We start from the raw sequence: 12674 nt of genomic DNA on the forward strand, positions 1-12674 counted from the left end.
GATAGGATAGAAAATGGCAACAGAAGTAACAGTTCCGGTATTGGGCGAATCGATCACCGAAGCGACCCTGGGCGAATGGCTCAAGCAGCCCGGCGATGCGGTTGCCGCTGACGAGCCGATTGCGAGTCTGGAAACCGACAAGGTGGCCCTGGAAGTGCCGGCGCCGGAAGCGGGCGTGATGGGTGAGCACAAGGTCGCGGTTGGCGATACGGTCGAGGTTGGCGCCGTGATTGCGACGATCGAAGCCGGTAGCGGCGGGGCGGCACCATCGAAAGATGAGGATACGCCTGTCGATCCCCCGGAAAAAGCTTCCTCGGCTACTGCAGCGAAAGCTGCGGACAAGCAGGACGAGGTTGCCACCAGCATCACTCTGTCGCCGTCGGTACGCCGGCTGGTGCTGGAACATGGTGTTGATCCCAGCCAGATCAGCGGCACCGGCAAGGACGGCCGGCTGACCAAGGCGGATGTTGAGGATTATGTGAAATCCGGTGCCCAGCAGCAGCCAGACACTGACCAGACTGCGGCAAGCAGCGCATCGCCGTCTCCATCGTCTTCCGGGAATCGCAATGAAGAGCGGGTGCGGATGACCCGTTTGCGTCAGACCGTCGCCCGGCGCCTGAAAGAAGCGCAGGATACAGCGGCGCTGCTGACGACGTTCAACGATGTCGACATGACCGCGGTGATCGAGACGCGCAGCAAATATAAGGACCTGTTCGCCAAGAAACATGGCGTGAAGCTCGGCTTCATGGGCTTCTTCGTGAAGGCTGCCTGCATGGCGCTGAAAGACGTGCCGTCGGTCAACGCGCAGATTGATGGCGAAGAAATCGTGTATTACGATTATGCCGACATCTCGGTCGCGGTGAGCGCGCCCAGTGGCCTGGTGGTGCCGGTGATCCGCAACGCCGAGACCATGAGCTTTGCCGATGTCGAAAATACGATCGGTGATTTCGGCAAGCGCGCCAAGGACGGCACGCTGACCATGGCGGACATGAAGGGCGGCACCTTCACTATCTCCAATGGCGGTGTGTTCGGGTCGCTGATGTCGACGCCGATCATCAACCCGCCGCAGTCGGCTGTGCTCGGACTGCACCGGATAGATCAGCGTCCGGTGGTTATGCCGGATGGTTCGATTGAGGCGCGTCCGATGATGTATATGGCGCTGAGCTATGACCACCGGCTGATCGATGGCCGCGAAGCGGTGACCTTCCTGGTGCGGATCAAGGAAGCGATCGAGGATCCGGCGCGGCTTTTGATCGATTTGTAAACAGCGAACCCATTGTGCGTCATCCTGAACTTGTTTCAGGATCTAGCGAGGTCCTGAAACAAGTTCAGGATGACGAAGTAGAGGCAGAATATGACCGACAATTTTGACTATGATCTTCTGGTAATCGGCGCTGGACCTGGCGGCTATGTCGCGGCCATCCGGGCCGCACAGCTGGGGCTGAAAACCGGCTGCATCGAAAGCCGCGAAACGCTGGGCGGGACCTGTCTCAATGTCGGCTGCATCCCGTCGAAGGCGATGCTGCATGCGTCCGAACTATATCATGAGGCCCATTCGGGGGCGCTGGAAAAATTCGGCGTCAAGCTGAGCGGGGCGAAGCTGGACCTGAAGCAGATGCATGCGGAAAAATCGAAGGCGGTGAAAGAGCTGACCGGCGGGATCTCGATGCTGTTCAAGAAGAATAAGGTCGACTGGATCAAGGGGCGCGGCGCGTTTGAAAATGCCAATACGGTCAAGGTTGGCGACAAGAGCTACACCGCGAAGAATATCCTGATCGCGACGGGGTCGTCGGTGACGCCGCTGCCCGGTGTCGAGGTCGACAATGACAAGCATGTCGTGGTCGATTCAACCGGGGCACTGGAGCTTCCGAAAGTGCCGGGCCATATGGTCGTCATCGGCGGCGGCGTGATCGGGCTGGAACTGGGTTCGGTGTGGATGCGGCTGGGCGCGAAAGTGACGGTCGTGGAATATCTCGACCAGATCTTGCCGGGCATGGACGGTGATATCCGCAAGGATGCCAACCGTCTGTTCAAGAAGCAGGGCTTTGACATCAAAACCGGGACCAAGGTCACCGGCTGCAGCGTCAAAGGCAAAAAGGCAACGCTGACCATGGAGCCGGCTGCGGGCGGTGACAGCGAAACGCTGGAAGCGGATGTCGTGCTGGTTGCGATTGGCCGCAAACCGAATATCGATGGTCTCGATCTCGACAAGTCGGGTGTCGAAACCAACGCGCGCGGGCAGATCGAGGTCGGGCATGATTTCCAGACCGATGTCGATGGCGTCTATGCGATCGGCGATGTCACCCCTGGCCCGATGCTGGCGCACAAGGCCGAGGATGAGGGCATTGCCGCAGCGGAATTTATTGCCGGGCAACAGGGCATCGTCAATCATGACCTGATTCCCGGTGTGGTCTACACCTATCCGGAGATCGCCAGCATCGGCAAGACCGAGGAAGAGGTGAAGGACAGCGGCGTCGAGTATAAGGTCGGCAAGTTCATCTTTGCCGCCAACAGCCGCGCCAAGACCAATCGCGACACGGATGGTTATGTCAAGATTATCGCCGACGCCCAAACCGACCGGGTGCTGGGCGCGCATATAATCTCGTCGCTCGCCGGGACATTGATCGCGCAGGTCACCCAGGCGATGGAATTTGGCGCGACCTCGGAAGATATTGCCTATACCTGCCACGCGCATCCGACCCATTCGGAAGCGATCAAGGAAGCGGCGATGGCGGTTCAGGGCAAGCCGATCCATATGTAGGATTTCTGCTCCCGCGCTGGCTGGCACCGGACGCGGCTGCGCGGTCCGGTGGGGTGGAAAATGATGGCGGCTTGAATCCTTTGTGGACCGCGCCCGATTTCCGGTGGATGGTTCGGGAGATGGCCTCCCGCCTTCACAGCAGAACAGGGGAGAAAGCATGTCCATTTTGTCACTGACCACAGAACCGACCGCGACCGAAATCGCTGCGGATATCGCTTCGGGACGACTATCCGCTCTCGAAGCCGCCGAATCCGCGATTGCCCGTATCGAGGCGCTCGACGGTCCGATCAACGCGGTGATCGTGCACGACTTTGAAAGCGCACGGGCGGCGGCGAAACGGCTGGATGAGGCCGGTCCGAAAGGCGATCAGCCGCTTTTTGGCGTGCCGATGACGGTCAAGGAAAGCTTTGACCTTGCCGGCCATCCCTCGACCTGGGGACTGGAGCATGCGCGGAATAACGTCGCCAAGTCTGATGCGGTGGTTGTGCAGCGTCTGAAACGGGCAGGGGCAGTGATCCTAGGCAAGACCAATGTCCCGCCGGACCTGGCCGACTGGCAATCGAACAATCCGGTCTACGGCCGTACCAACAATCCGCATGATCATGGTCGCTCGCCAGGCGGTTCATCGGGCGGCGCCGCGGCGGCGGTGAGCGCGGGCATGGTGCCGTGCGAATTTGGTTCCGATATTGGCGGTTCGATCCGCGTGCCGGCGCATTTTTGCGGTATATGGGGCCACAAACCGACGTTCGATGTCATCAGCCTGGAAGGTCATGGCTATCCCGGCACCGATTCCGCCAGTCCGGCGCTGGGCGTGTGCGGTCCGCTGGCGCGTTCGGCGGATGATCTGGAGCTGTTGCTCGACGTGACCCTCGACCATCCGCTGGTCCGTCGCGATGTGCCGCTCAAAGGGGCGCGCTATTTGCTGATTGACGAGCAACCCATGGTCGGATGTGCGAGCGCCTATCGCGCCGAACTCGATCGGGTTGCGGGACGGATCGAGGATGCAGGCGGGCAGGTCGAAAGGCGCTCCGAACTGATTCCGGATCTGGAGGCAGCCCATGAAAGCTACCTGAAGATGCTCAATATCGCGATGGCGGGCGGTCTGCCTGCACCCGATGGAACGCAGGCCACCGTCCGTGACTGGTTCGACCTTTGTGATATTCAGGCACGGGTTTACCGGCAATGGCGCGATCTGTTCGGTTCATTTGATTTTGTGCTGGCCCCGGTGAGTGCCACACCTGCTTTTCCGCATCATCCGGGACAGATTTTCCAGAGCAATATCGCGATTGACGGTGTCGATCTACCCGCCGGACCGCAGCTCGCATGGGCCGGTATCGCGACTTTTCCGGGCCTGCCCTCGACCGTGTTGCCTGTTGGCACTGTCGACGACCTGCCGGTCGGGATGCAGGTGATTGGTGACAGACTGCAGGATTTCCAAACAATCGATGGTGCGCGGCAGATCGCGGCTCTATTGGACAGCTGACCATTTCTGCAGGAGGGTCGGGTGGCGATCAAACATCATAAACTGATGCGCTGGCATATCTGGCTCGGCTGGCTGATCGGCGTTCCGATCATTATCTGGACGGCAAGCGGGCTGCTGATGGTGGCGCAGCCGATTGAGACTGTGCGCGGCAATCACTTGCGCAGCGAAACCCCGGCGCTCGATCCGATCGAGCCGGTTGCGCCGCTGCTTGAGGGCCGGCAGGCGAAGAGCCTGACCCTGCAGCAGAACAGTATCGGTCCTTATTGGGTCATTGCCTATGCCGATGGTGGCAAGCGCCGGGCGGATGGGCTGACCGGAGCCTTGTTGCCACCGGTTTCAGGAGCTGAGGCTGACAGGCTGGCGAGAGCGGCGCGCTCTGACCCGGCCGAGATCCGCTCGGTTCGCTTGTTTCCTGCGGACCGCGCGCCGATCGATCAGCGCAGTGGACGGCCGTCGTGGCAGGTGATTTTTGATGATGATGCCCGCTTCTATATCGATGCGGATACCGGGGAACTGCTGGCGGTGCGGACAAAATTCTGGCGGGCTTTTGATTTTATGTGGGGGTTGCATATCATGGATCTGCAGACGCGCGAGGATAGCAGCCACCCGATTCTGATCGCCTCCGCCGCGCTTGCCCTGCTGGGATCGATTCTGGGCTTTGTTCTGCTGTTCACAAGGCGCCAGCGCAAGCGGCGAGCGACATCGTGAACGCCGCCTTGCTCTACAATGCGCTGGGCTGGCTCGACCTGTTCGGGATTGCGGTCTTTGCGATATCGGGCGCGCTGGTCGCCGCGCGCAACCGGCAGACATTGGTGACCTTTGCCTTTTTCGCGCTGGTGACCGGCGTCGGCGGCGGTACGGTGCGCGATCTGCTGATCGGGGCACCGGTCTTCTGGGTGCAGGACGCGCGAGTACCGCTGCTGTGTCTCGGGATCGCGCTGCTGGTCTGGGTCACCCCGGTCAAATTCTGGAGGCCGGCGGCGGTCGACTGGTTCGACGCGATCGGCCTGGCCGCCTATTCGGTGTTTGGCGCGGCCAAGGCGATGCAGCTGGGCATCGACCCACTGCCTGCGGCGATCATGGGCGTTATTACCGCCAGTGTCGGCGGGGTGATCCGGGACCTGATTGCGGGCGAACCGTCGATCATTGTCCGGCCCGAGCTTTACGTGACGGCCGGCGCGCTATCCGCGTTTCTGTTTGTGCTGCTCGCGCAAACGGGCATGCCAGGGTTCATCGCGGCCCTGATCGCTTTTTCCGCCGGCTTTGCGCTGCGCGCGCTAGCTATCGTAAAGGGGCTTTCGCTGCCAGCCTATCGCGGAGCAGAAGAGGATGAATAGCCCAGCAGCCAGTTGACCCACTTGGCCGACCCTTTGGTCTTTGGACGTTCCCCGGCACCGCATTCAAGACAGAGCGCCTGCACATCTTCGCGCGCCAGCAAGCCCTGAGCGGTCGCCATAGCCTGACCGAACACAGCCTTCTCACGCTGTGCGGCCCATCCTATCACACCGTTCACAGGTGCGCTTTGGTGCCGGACAAAGGGTATGCCATCGAACGGCAGCCACGAAAACTCTGTCTCCGGGTCGAGATATTGCGCGTGATAGTCGCGTTCCGCCAGACCGGCCCGTTTAGCCGCTTCAGCAAGCGCGTCTTCGATGCCGCCAAAGCCATCGACCAGGCCCAGTTGCCGCGCGGTACCGCCGTCCCAGACCCGGCCTTGCCCGATCCGGTCAACCTCTGCCGGTGATTTGCTTCGTGCTTTGGCGACCAGGGTGACGAAGTCGCGATAGCTGTTTTCGACGCCCGACTGCAGGATCATGTTGAGATCCTCGCTAAAGCCGCCCACAAAATTCGGCTCGCCGGACAGCGGGGTGGTTTGAACGCCATCCGCTGTGACCCCCCATTTGGCCAGCGCCTTTTCAAAACTCGGCAGCACCGCGAACACCCCGATGGAGCCAGTGATCGTATCGGGCTCGGCGAAGATATGATCGCCCGCCGTAGCGACCCAATAGCCGCCGCTGGCCGCGACATCGCCCATCGAAACCACAATCGGCAGCTTCTTTTTCCTGGCTTCCAGCAAGGCCAGACGAATTTCCTCGCTGGCGAAGGCCGATCCGCCGGGGGAATCGATGCGGACCACCAGCGCCTTGACCTCGTCTTCATCGAGCGCCTTGTAAATCTGCTCCGCAATGCGTCCGCTTGCAGCCATGCCAGTGCTGCCGTTGCCGCCAACGATTTCTCCTGCGACGGTGATCACGCCGATCGGAGAGCCCTCTGTATCAATGGGGTTTGCGGCAAGAAAATCGTCATAATTGATGGATTCAAAACTGTCCGGTGACGGCGTTTCGTCGATCCCGACCTGCTCCGCGACAAACCGGTCAAACGCGGTTTTGTCTCCGAGCTTGTCGACCAGTTTCTGCTCAATGGCAACTTTCGCCAGATCCCCATTGGCGGCCTCGGCAAATTTCGCGGGGCTGTCGGCAAAGGGCTGGGCGGCAGCCTGCGGACGGGCTTTTTTCACTTCGGCGAGCCAGCTGTCCCAGAGGACAGTATAGAGCGCTTTCGATGCTTCACGCGCTGCTGGTGACTGGTCGTCGCGCATATACGGCTCGACCGCGCTTTTATAGGTTCCGACGCGGTAAATATTGGCGGTCACGCCCAATTGGTCGAGCAAGCCCTTGTAATAGAGCCGGTTGCCGCCGGGTCCGGCGAAGATGATGCCGCCCATCGGGTCCATCCAGATTTCGGTCGCATGGGCAGCGAGCTGATAGCTGTCATCGCTGTAGAAGCTGGCAAAAGCGTAAATTGGCTTGCCGGCCTGTTTGGCGCGGTCCAGTGCTTTGCCGATATCGGTGAGGCTGGTTTGGCCGCCACCGGCGAAGCTGCTGAGGTCGAGTACGATCGCCTTGACCCGGTCATCGGAGACTGTTGCGTCGATGGCGCGGACGACATCCCGCAGGCGAAATTCGCGCGGGCTGTCGGCACCGCTATTTTCCAGAAAATCTTCAAAAGTGGGTGCTGCCGGTTCTTCGACAATCACGCCGTTGAGGTCGAGCAGCAACGCGCCGTCCCGGATCGCCGCGCTGTTCGGTTGCGTGGACAGCAGCGCATAGAGTGCGCCAAAGAACAGCAACATTGCGATGAGCACCATGCCATCCTTTATCGCGACCAGAAACTTCCATGCCGCCCGCAAAAATTGCATATTGATATTCCTGTATAGACCGGATTGACCCGCCTTATATGGGAACCGCCATCGATATTACCAGCGGATAAGAGCGGGCACGAGCAGCCGGCCGACCAGAGCGCTGGCAATGACCGGGATGGTGAACCACAATCCGACATAATAAATGTCGTTGAACGGGCAGTGGATATTATAGGCAGCGGCACCCAGCGCTCCCGAAGCAACGCCGATCAGCCAGCCGGCCCGCCCGGGCGAGGTAGCGGCGCCTTGCCGGAGCCACCAGGTAAGGCCGCTGCCGATGGTCAGGGCTGCGATACCGCTGACGATCAGGCATTTCAGCCCTTCCATCGGCCGCAATGCTTCGACCGGCGGCATTTGAATCGCGCTCATGATCGCGGCGGTCAGCGGGAACAGGGCTGCGGTGATCAGCGCCCAGATCCAGCCCCTGCTCAATTTGCCGACGCCGGGCCGAGCCATCCTGACCACTGTAATCGTGGTTGCGATGCCAAGCATCAGCAGCACACCGCTGCGCAGGAAAAACATCTCGTCGGCGATGCCCGTCTTCAGATCGTGGCGCACGCCCAATATGGCCGCCACCGCGACGACCGCGAACAGGGTCAGCGCGCCGACGACCGCCAGTCCGCTGCTCGGCTTCAACGTCCTTACGGGTTGCAGATCCTCGACCAGTCCGTCGATCAGGCTGTTTGCAGATACACTCATTCTACTCGCTTTCGATGAGGGCGCTCATTTTTTTGAGACCCCTGTGGATATTGACTTTGACCAGCGATTCCGACTGGCCGGTTTGCAAGGCAGCCTCGGCAATGCTCAGGCCCTCTATTTTCACCAGGCCGATAACTGCGGCCTGTTTTTCCGGTATCATGCCGAGCAACCGTTCGAGGCTGACCCTGGCGGTCACTCCCTCGTCCTGTGGATCTGCGACCATTTCTTCATACAGCTGGTCATGCTCGTGCCGATATATCTTGCGCAGGCTGTCGATCCAGCGGTAGCGGCCGATCGCAGCCAGCCAGGGCAGAAACGCCCGGGCCGGATCATAGCTTGCGCGTTTGCGGTGCAGCGAGATCAGCGTTTCCTGCACCAGATCATCAATCGCCGCCGGATTGATCTTGCGGGCAAAATAGCGGCGCAGCCATTTCTCGCATTCGGTGAGCAGGCTGGCGTAGCAAAGCTTGTCGCCGGCCTGTGCCTTGATCATCAGATGACGAAGGGTTTCCTCGTTGGAGATCATCGGGTCAGCCCAGCCTTTGGCCGATCAGCCGGTCCAGCGAGAACAGGCCGCCACCGCGCACGATCAGGATCAATGCCATGGCGACCCAGAGAATGTGGGTTTGCCACCAGACCGCCACTTCCGGGAACACAAAAATCTGGATCACCAGCGTCATCCCGAGAATGCCCAGCGCCCCCAAGCGCGTTGCCAGTCCCAGCACCAGCAAGATGGGCAGGAAATGTTCGGTATAGGTAGTCACATAAGCGCCCAGTTCGCCATTGAGAACCGGCACCTGATTGAACGGTGCATCGGAAAACTGGAAAAAGGTTGTGTCCCTGATCGTCAGGAGACTGCCTTCTTCGACCTTGGTACGGGCAGAGCGCCAGAATATCCCGGCCAGGGCGACGCGGGTAAACAGCAAGGCGATCCCTTCGGCGATCTCACCGCTCAGTCCTGCCGTCAGTTTTCCCATCATCGTCATCATGTCTCTGCCTCTGGCTTTGCGCCAACGCTCCGGTCTGGATCAGTTTGATCATGTGCTGCATCGCTGTCGCTTCATCACTCAGTTCGATGGCATGGCGCAAAAGGTTACCCATGGTCGCGGAGACGGAAATTTTCTTGGCAATGGCCTGTTCCACCTCATTCAGAGGGTGAAATAATATCCGGGCTTCGGGGCGGACGATCATCAGCGCATGCGGCTCTGTCTCGCCCAGTTCGGAGAGATGCGGGGATAACGGGCCAGTAAGGCTGACCAGTCGCAGTGCAGGGTGAGGCGTCACCGGCAAAGCCAGCAACTCGGCCTCGGCCAGAGCGGCGATATCGGTCAGCGCGACCGGCTCCGCTTCTGCGCTGCGGTAGCTTTCCAGCCAGGCCCACTCGATTCTGGCCAGATCGACGGCGCTGGGGTCACAGCCGCGGCCCGCCAGAAAAGCGGCAAAGTCGGCAGCGATGCCGTTGATGTCGCAGACCAAGATATGCTCCTGCTCGACATAATCGCGGGACAGGCCATGGAACGCCTCGTGCCCGAGATGTTCGTGCAATTTGGGATAGGCCTGTTCGAGCGCAACCAGCCGGGCGTGGGAAATGGTGTTGGCATGGGCTTTCAGACCGAGCAACGCGCGCGCCCTGTTTTCCGCAAAAAGATCGTCGGGGAAATGATCAGGGCCTTTCTGCAGGCAGGCGACGAAGCGCGCCTGACCTTCAGCGAGCGAGGGCATGGCGCGGCTTTTGGGGTTGCTGGTCGGCGATTATGGCTTCCGCCTTGCCGACTTCGGCCATCAGCACATCATAGGCGGGAATGTCCGTGTCCCATTCGATCAGCGTGGCTTTGGGGCCAGCCCGTTCGAGGAAGCGCCGGTACAGGCGCCACGTGGTGTCGGTGACCATCGAACCATGATCGTCGATCAGCAGCGGGCCGCTGTCGTGATCTTCGCGGGCATGGCCGGCGAGATGGATTTCGCCGACGAGGGCCGGATCAATGGCGTCAATATAGCCATCCATGTCGAGACCGACATTGGTGGCGGTCACTTCGACATTGTTGATATCGAACAAGAGGCCGCAGCCCGTTTGCCGGCACAGGGCGTGGATGAAATCGGTTTCGCTCATGTCATCGTCGCGATAGCTGAGATAGCGGGACGGGTTCTCGATCAGGATGGGCCGTTGCAGACGGTCCTGGACCTTGGCGATCTGTGCGGCAAGATGCGCGAATGCTTCGCGGGTGTAAGGTATCGGAAGCAGATCGGGGTAGCGGTCATGGGCATTGCCGCTCCAGCTCAGATGGTCGGATACCATCGCTGGCTGGTAACGGTCACAGAGCGCGGCGAGCTTTTCCAGATCGTCCGCATTGAGGCCGTCAGCGCTGCCGAGCGAAAGGCCGACGCTGTGAAAGCTGAGCGGATAGGCTTCGGCGATGGCGGTTAGCCAGCGGTGCGCCGGACCGCCATCGCCGAAGTAATTCTGTGGATGAACCTCAACCCAGGAGGGTCGTTTCGCCGCCGCAGCATCGTCCAGCACATTCTGATAATGCACTGATTTGAGCCCTATGCCGCCCGATGGAGGGAGGGAGCGCGGTATGGACTCGGCTGACGGAGCGAAGGGATCAGGAATTGCGGACATCCACGGAATCTAGCGGATTCAGCTCTTTTTGGGAACCGGTTTCGCATTGCCCTTATGAGCGGTCAGCGTGCCGCCGAGCTGGGTGCATGTCCCCTTGGCAACATATTTCCAGGCGTTGCCCTGATAGTTTACGGTCGATGTACCGGCGCAACTGGTGCCCGGTCCGGCGGCGCAATCATTTTTCCCTGCCAGCGCCACGCCAAAGCATTTTTCCTTGGCACCGGCTGCCTGTGCAGCGGTGGCCGACAGGGACAGGGTTGCCGCGGCAGCCAGAGCAGCGGTCGCAGCGGTTGTTTTGATCAAGGCAGTCATTTAAATTTCCTCTCTAGAAACGGGGGAGCCTGTTAGAACCCGTCAATGCGGGCTCAGCTTTCATTCGATGAGTCCCGTGACCGGGTTACACAGCCCCCGGGCAGCAATGCGCATTGCCAGCGAAAACGAATCGCAATGCCTTGGAAATCCAACAAAAATTGAAAGAAATATTTTCTGCTCTTTCTCTTGACGGCAGATCAATAGCCACTACATGCACACCGTTAGCACTCGAAAGGAGAGAGTGCTAATTCATACAGATTCTGCTCTCACGACCGGCTGAAAAAGCGGGTCGGAAGAGTTTTGGATTGGACAAGAAAGGGAAATCTATGAAATTTCGTCCATTACATGACCGTGTACTGGTGCGCCGCGTTGAAGCGGATACCAAAACCGCAGGCGGTATCATCATTCCGGATAGTGCGCAGGAAAAGCCATCAGAAGGCAAGGTTATCGCTGTTGGCAATGGCCTGAAAGACGACAATGGCAAAGCCACGCCACTCGACGTCAAAAAAGGCGACAAGATCCTGTTCGGCAAATGGTCGGGCACGGAAGTCACCGTCGACGGCGAAGAGCTGATCATCATGAAGGAAAGCGATATTCTCGGCATTCTCGAGAAGTAAGCGCTTACCCCATTCGCAATTTCAATCATTTAAGCAGGAGACAATATCATGGCTGCTAAAGACGTAAAATTCGGCCGCGACGCTCGCGAACGCATCCTCAAGGGTGTGAACACGCTGGCGGACGCCGTTAAAGTAACTCTCGGCCCCAAAGGCCGCAACGTTGTGCTCGACAAGAGCTTTGGCGCACCACGCATCACCAAGGACGGTGTTTCGGTTGCCAAGGAAATCGAACTGAAAGACAAGTTCGAAAATATGGGCGCACAGATGCTGCGTGAAGTCGCATCGAAAACCAACGATGTTGCTGGCGACGGCACCACCACTGCCACCGTTCTCGCCCAGGCGATCGTCAAGGAAGGCATGAAGTCCGTGTCGGCCGGCATGAACCCGATGGATCTGAAGCGTGGTATCGACCAGGCCGTGCTGACGGTTGTTGAAGATCTCAAGAAACGTTCGAAAGACGTCAAGGGCAGCGACGAAATTGCCCAGGTCGGCATTATCTCCGCCAACGGCGATCGCGAAGTCGGCGAGAAAATCGCTGAAGCGATGGAAAAAGTCGGTAAGGAAGGCGTGATCACTGTTGAAGAAGCCAAGGGTCTCGACTTTGAACTCGACGTTGTGGAAGGCATGCAGTTTGACCGCGGTTATCTTTCGCCTTACTTCATCACCAACCCGGACAAGATGGTTGCCGACCTCGACAACCCTTATATCCTGATCCATGAAAAGAAGCTGACCAACCTGCAGCCACTGCTCCCGATTCTGGAAGCTGTTGTCCAGGCCGGACGTCCGCTGCTGATCATTGCTGAAGATATTGAAGGCGAAGCGCTGGCGACCCTCGTGGTCAACAAGCTGCGCGGCGGCCTGAAGATCGCAGCGGTCAAGGCTCCTGGCTTCGGTGATCGTCGCAAAGCGATGCTCGAAGATATCGCGATCCTGACCAAGGGCGAAATGATCTCCGAAGATCTCGGCATCAAGCTGGAAAGCGT

At 59.5% G+C, this 12674-nt stretch carries 14 protein-coding genes; 7 read left to right on the forward strand and 7 right to left on the reverse strand.

Annotation, left to right across the window (positions count from 1 at the left end; genetic code table 11):
- Window positions 1-13 precede the first annotated feature (13 nt).
- The 5 genes from odhB to ACN0WW_RS11615 all read left to right on the forward strand — a co-directional run bounded on the left by odhB (window position 14) and on the right by ACN0WW_RS11615 (window position 5581).
- Complete coding sequence (odhB, locus tag ACN0WW_RS11595) at window positions 14-1264, forward strand: 2-oxoglutarate dehydrogenase complex dihydrolipoyllysine-residue succinyltransferase (RefSeq protein ID WP_417612589.1); 1251 nt, start codon at window positions 14-16, stop codon at window positions 1262-1264.
- Between the two features lie 90 nt (window positions 1265-1354).
- Window positions 1355-2761 (forward strand): dihydrolipoyl dehydrogenase, encoded by a 1407-nt coding sequence (gene lpdA / locus ACN0WW_RS11600; protein WP_417612591.1) that lies wholly within the window; start codon window positions 1355-1357, stop codon window positions 2759-2761.
- 157 nt (window positions 2762-2918) lie between these two features.
- Window positions 2919-4244, forward strand: coding sequence for an amidase family protein (locus tag ACN0WW_RS11605; protein WP_417612593.1), 1326 nt, complete (start codon window positions 2919-2921; stop codon window positions 4242-4244).
- Window positions 4245-4265: 21 nt separating this feature from the next.
- Complete coding sequence (locus ACN0WW_RS11610; protein ID WP_417612595.1) at window positions 4266-4952, forward strand: PepSY domain-containing protein; 687 nt, start codon at window positions 4266-4268, stop codon at window positions 4950-4952.
- Entirely contained in the window at window positions 4949-5581 is a 633-nt protein-coding gene (locus tag ACN0WW_RS11615) for a trimeric intracellular cation channel family protein (protein WP_417612597.1), read from the forward strand. Before ACN0WW_RS11610 ends, ACN0WW_RS11615 begins: the two co-directional genes overlap by 4 nt.
- Here ACN0WW_RS11615 and sppA read toward each other — a convergent pair.
- The 7 genes from sppA to ACN0WW_RS11650 are packed head-to-tail and all read right to left on the reverse strand — an operon-like array spanning window position 5554 to window position 11074.
- Window positions 5554-7443, reverse strand: coding sequence for a signal peptide peptidase SppA (gene sppA / locus ACN0WW_RS11620; protein ID WP_417612599.1), 1890 nt, complete (start codon window positions 7441-7443; stop codon window positions 5554-5556). The two genes, ACN0WW_RS11615 and sppA, sit on opposite strands and share 28 nt — an antisense overlap.
- A 57-nt stretch (window positions 7444-7500) precedes the next feature.
- A complete protein-coding gene (locus tag ACN0WW_RS11625; RefSeq protein ID WP_417612601.1) occupies window positions 7501-8142 on the reverse strand; it encodes an NrsF family protein in 642 nt (213 codons plus the stop codon).
- A gap of 1 nt (window position 8143) precedes the next feature.
- The gene (locus ACN0WW_RS11630) at window positions 8144-8668 is read right to left on the reverse strand and encodes a sigma-70 family RNA polymerase sigma factor (protein WP_417612603.1); all 525 of its coding nucleotides are present in this window, start codon (window positions 8666-8668) and stop codon (window positions 8144-8146) included.
- Between the two features lie 4 nt (window positions 8669-8672).
- The gene (locus tag ACN0WW_RS11635; protein ID WP_417612605.1) at window positions 8673-9131 is read right to left on the reverse strand and encodes a DoxX family protein; all 459 of its coding nucleotides are present in this window, start codon (window positions 9129-9131) and stop codon (window positions 8673-8675) included.
- Window positions 9088-9864 carry a putative DNA-binding domain-containing protein gene (locus tag ACN0WW_RS11640; RefSeq protein WP_417612607.1) on the reverse strand — a complete coding sequence of 259 codons (777 nt, stop codon included), beginning with the start codon at window positions 9862-9864 and terminating at the stop codon, window positions 9088-9090. Before ACN0WW_RS11640 ends, ACN0WW_RS11635 begins: the two co-directional genes overlap by 44 nt.
- Window positions 9848-10762 carry a DUF692 domain-containing protein gene (locus ACN0WW_RS11645; RefSeq protein ID WP_417612609.1) on the reverse strand — a complete coding sequence of 305 codons (915 nt, stop codon included), beginning with the start codon at window positions 10760-10762 and terminating at the stop codon, window positions 9848-9850. Before ACN0WW_RS11645 ends, ACN0WW_RS11640 begins: the two co-directional genes overlap by 17 nt.
- 18 nt (window positions 10763-10780) lie before the next feature.
- Complete coding sequence (locus ACN0WW_RS11650; protein WP_417612611.1) at window positions 10781-11074, reverse strand: DUF2282 domain-containing protein; 294 nt, start codon at window positions 11072-11074, stop codon at window positions 10781-10783.
- 326 nt (window positions 11075-11400) lie between these two features.
- On the opposite strand from ACN0WW_RS11650, the gene groES reads away from it, so the two are divergent.
- A complete protein-coding gene (gene groES / locus ACN0WW_RS11655; protein WP_417612613.1) occupies window positions 11401-11691 on the forward strand; it encodes a co-chaperone GroES in 291 nt (96 codons plus the stop codon).
- A 48-nt stretch (window positions 11692-11739) separates the two neighbouring features.
- The coding region (groEL, locus tag ACN0WW_RS11660) for a chaperonin GroEL (RefSeq protein WP_417612615.1) at window positions 11740-12674 on the forward strand (935 nt) is incomplete at its 3' end.

It is taken from the genome of Parasphingorhabdus sp. (assembly GCF_048269865.1).
Lineage (GTDB): Bacteria > Pseudomonadota > Alphaproteobacteria > Sphingomonadales > Sphingomonadaceae > Parasphingorhabdus.

Bases quoted from the DNA above. Each gene is read 5' to 3' on its own strand.
- odhB (WP_417612589.1), top strand. From the start codon at position 14: ATGGCAACAGAAGTAACAGTTCCGGTATTGGGCGAATCGATCACCGAA.
- lpdA (WP_417612591.1), top strand. From the start codon at position 1,355: ATGACCGACAATTTTGACTATGATCTTCTGGTAATCGGCGCTGGACCT.
- ACN0WW_RS11605 (WP_417612593.1), top strand. From the start codon at position 2,919: ATGTCCATTTTGTCACTGACCACAGAACCGACCGCGACCGAAATCGCT.
- sppA (WP_417612599.1), bottom strand. From the start codon at position 7,443: ATGCAATTTTTGCGGGCGGCATGGAAGTTTCTGGTCGCGATAAAGGAT.
- ACN0WW_RS11625 (WP_417612601.1), bottom strand. From the start codon at position 8,142: ATGAGTGTATCTGCAAACAGCCTGATCGACGGACTGGTCGAGGATCTG.
- ACN0WW_RS11630 (WP_417612603.1), bottom strand. From the start codon at position 8,668: ATGATCTCCAACGAGGAAACCCTTCGTCATCTGATGATCAAGGCACAG.
- ACN0WW_RS11635 (WP_417612605.1), bottom strand. From the start codon at position 9,131: ATGATGACGATGATGGGAAAACTGACGGCAGGACTGAGCGGTGAGATC.
- ACN0WW_RS11640 (WP_417612607.1), bottom strand. From the start codon at position 9,864: ATGCCCTCGCTCGCTGAAGGTCAGGCGCGCTTCGTCGCCTGCCTGCAG.
- ACN0WW_RS11645 (WP_417612609.1), bottom strand. From the start codon at position 10,762: ATGTCCGCAATTCCTGATCCCTTCGCTCCGTCAGCCGAGTCCATACCG.
- ACN0WW_RS11650 (WP_417612611.1), bottom strand. From the start codon at position 11,074: ATGACTGCCTTGATCAAAACAACCGCTGCGACCGCTGCTCTGGCTGCC.
- groES (WP_417612613.1), top strand. From the start codon at position 11,401: ATGAAATTTCGTCCATTACATGACCGTGTACTGGTGCGCCGCGTTGAA.